Source organism: Agromyces sp. NPDC058126, from assembly GCF_042884595.1.
In the GTDB taxonomy this organism is placed as follows: Bacteria; Actinomycetota; Actinomycetes; order Actinomycetales; family Microbacteriaceae; genus Agromyces.
This window is the reverse complement of record NZ_JBHVTS010000011.1, coordinates 1-3,109: the sequence shown is the minus strand read 5'-3', so window position 1 is coordinate 3,109 and position 3,109 is coordinate 1. Positions and strand designations below refer to the sequence as shown.

At 51.8% G+C, this 3,109-nt stretch carries 1 rRNA gene; it reads left to right on the top strand.

Going from position 1 to position 3,109, the window contains the following annotated elements:
• Nucleotides 1–143 precede the first annotated feature (143 nt).
• Nucleotides 144–3,071, top strand: a 23S ribosomal RNA gene (locus tag ACFVTR_RS19120).
• The last annotated feature ends 38 nt before the right edge of the window (nt 3,072–3,109 follow it).

Sequence of the window (3,109 nt, the reverse complement as noted above, 5' to 3'; positions counted from 1 at the left end):
GTGATGTTTATCATGATGTGATTGAAGTCAGTTGTTTTGTTCTTTGAAAACTAGATAACAGTAATTGCTGAGGAAAAGTGAAACTTTTCTTTAATCAAACCAATAAATAACACAACAGTATGTTGTACCATTTATTCGCTAATGGTTAAGTTAGAAAGGGCGCACGGTGAATGCCTTGGCACTAGGAGCCGATGAAGGACGGGACGAACACCGATATGCTTCGGGGAGCTGTAAGCAAGCTTTGATCCGGAGATTTCCGAATGGGGAAACCCACTGTTCGTAATGGAACAGTATCTTTATCTGAATACATAGGATATTGAAGGCAGACCCGGGGAACTGAAACATCTAAGTACCCGGAGGAAGAGAAAGCAAATGCGATTTCCTGAGTAGCGGCGAGCGAAACGGAATTAGCCCAAACCAAGAGGCTTGCCTCTTGGGGTTGTAGGACACTCTATACGGAGTTACAAAGGAACGAAGTAAATGAAGCGACCTGGAAAGGTCCGTCGAAGAAGGTAACAACCCTGTAGTTGAAACTTCGTTCCCTCTTGAGTGGATCCTGAGTACGGCGGAACACGTGAAATTCCGTCGGAAGCTGGGAGGACCATCTCCCAAGGCTAAATACTACCTAGTGACCGATAGTGAACCAGTACCGTGAGGGAAAGGTGAAAAGCACCCCGGAAGGGGAGTGAAAGAGATCCTGAAACCGTGTGCCTACAAGTAGTCAGAGCCCGTTAATGGGTGATGGCGTGCCTTTTGTAGAATGAACCGGCGAGTTACGATCCCATGCGAGGTTAAGTTGATGAGACGGAGCCGCAGCGAAAGCGAGTCTGAATAGGGCGAATGAGTATGTGGTCGTAGACCCGAAACCAGGTGATCTACCCATGTCCAGGGTGAAGTTCAGGTAACACTGAATGGAGGCCCGAACCCACGCACGTTGAAAAGTGCGGGGATGAGGTGTGGGTAGCGGAGAAATTCCAATCGAACCTGGAGATAGCTGGTTCTCTCCGAAATAGCTTTAGGGCTAGCCTCAAGGTAAGAGTCTTGGAGGTAGAGCACTGATTGGACTAGGGGCCCCCAACGGGTTACCGAATTCAGTCAAACTCCGAATGCCAAAGACTTATCCATGGGAGTCAGACTGCGAGTGATAAGATCCGTAGTCAAAAGGGAAACAGCCCAGACCACCAGCTAAGGTCCCCAAGTATACGTTAAGTGGAAAAGGATGTGGAGTTGCTTAGACAACCAGGATGTTGGCTTAGAAGCAGCCACCATTTAAAGAGTGCGTAATAGCTCACTGGTCGAGTGACTCTGCGCCGAAAATGTACCGGGGCTAAACGTATCACCGAAGCTGCGGACTGTTCTTCGAACAGTGGTAGGAGAGCGTTCTAAGGGCTGTGAAGCAAGACCGGAAGGACTGGTGGAGCGCTTAGAAGTGAGAATGCCGGTATGAGTAGCGAAAGAGGGGTGAGAATCCCCTCCACCGAATGCCTAAGGTTTCCTGAGGAAGGCTCGTCCGCTCAGGGTTAGTCGGGACCTAAGCCGAGGCCGAAAGGCGTAGGCGATGGATAACAGGTTGATATTCCTGTACCACCTCCTCACCGTTTGAGCAATGGGGGGACGCAGGAGGATAGGGTAAGCGCGCTGTTGGATATGCGCGTCCAAGCAGTTAGGCTGGGAAATAGGCAAATCCCGTTTCCATTAAGGCGGAGCTGTGATGGCGAGGGAAATATAGTACCGAAGTTCCTGATTCCACGCTGCCAAGAAAAGCCTCTAGCGAGGCGAGAGGTGCCCGTACCGCAAACCGACACAGGTAGGCGAGGAGAGAATCCTAAGGTGATCGAGAGAACTCTCGTTAAGGAACTCGGCAAAATGACCCCGTAACTTCGGGAGAAGGGGTGCTCTTTAGGGTGAATAGCCCGAAAGAGCCGCAGTGAATAGGCCCAGGCGACTGTTTAGCAAAAACACAGGTCTCTGCGAAGCCGTAAGGCGAAGTATAGGGGCTGACGCCTGCCCGGTGCTGGAAGGTTAAGAGGAGCGCTTAGCGTAAGCGAAGGTGCGAATTGAAGCCCCAGTAAACGGCGGCCGTAACTATAACGGTCCTAAGGTAGCGAAATTCCTTGTCGGGTAAGTTCCGACCCGCACGAAAGGCGTAACGATCTGGGCACTGTCTCAACGAGAGACTCGGTGAAATTATAGTACCTGTGAAGATGCAGGTTACCCGCGACAGGACGGAAAGACCCCGTGGAGCTTTACTGCAGCCTGATATTGAATGTTGGTACAGCTTGTACAGGATAGGTAGGAGCCTTGGAAACCGGAGCGCCAGCTTCGGTGGAGGCATCGGTGGGATACTACCCTGGCTGTATTGACCTTCTAACCCGCCGCCCTTATCGGGCGGGGAGACAGTGTCAGGTGGGCAGTTTGACTGGGGCGGTCGCCTCCTAAAAGGTAACGGAGGCGCCCAAAGGTTCCCTCAGAATGGTTGGAAATCATTCGCAGAGTGTAAAGGCACAAGGGAGCTTGACTGCGAGACCTACAAGTCGAGCAGGGACGAAAGTCGGGCTTAGTGATCCGGTGGTTCCGCATGGAAGGGCCATCGCTCAACGGATAAAAGCTACCCCGGGGATAACAGGCTTATCTCCCCCAAGAGTCCACATCGACGGGGAGGTTTGGCACCTCGATGTCGGCTCATCGCATCCTGGGGCTGTAGTCGGTCCCAAGGGTTGGGCTGTTCGCCCATTAAAGCGGTACGCGAGCTGGGTTCAGAACGTCGTGAGACAGTTCGGTCCCTATCCGTCGCGGGCGCAGGAAATTTGAGAGGAGCTGTCCTTAGTACGAGAGGACCGGGATGGACGCACCGCTGGTGTACCAGTTGTTCTGCCAAGGGCATCGCTGGGTAGCTATGTGCGGACGGGATAAGTGCTGAAAGCATCTAAGCATGAAGCCCCCCTCAAGATGAGATTTCCCATTCCGCAAGGAAGTAAGATCCCTGAAAGATGATCAGGTTGATAGGTCTGAGGTGGAAGTGTGGCGACACATGGAGCTGACAGATACTAATCGATCGAGGACTTAACCATATTTTTGAATGATGTCACACCTGTTATCTAGTTTTGAG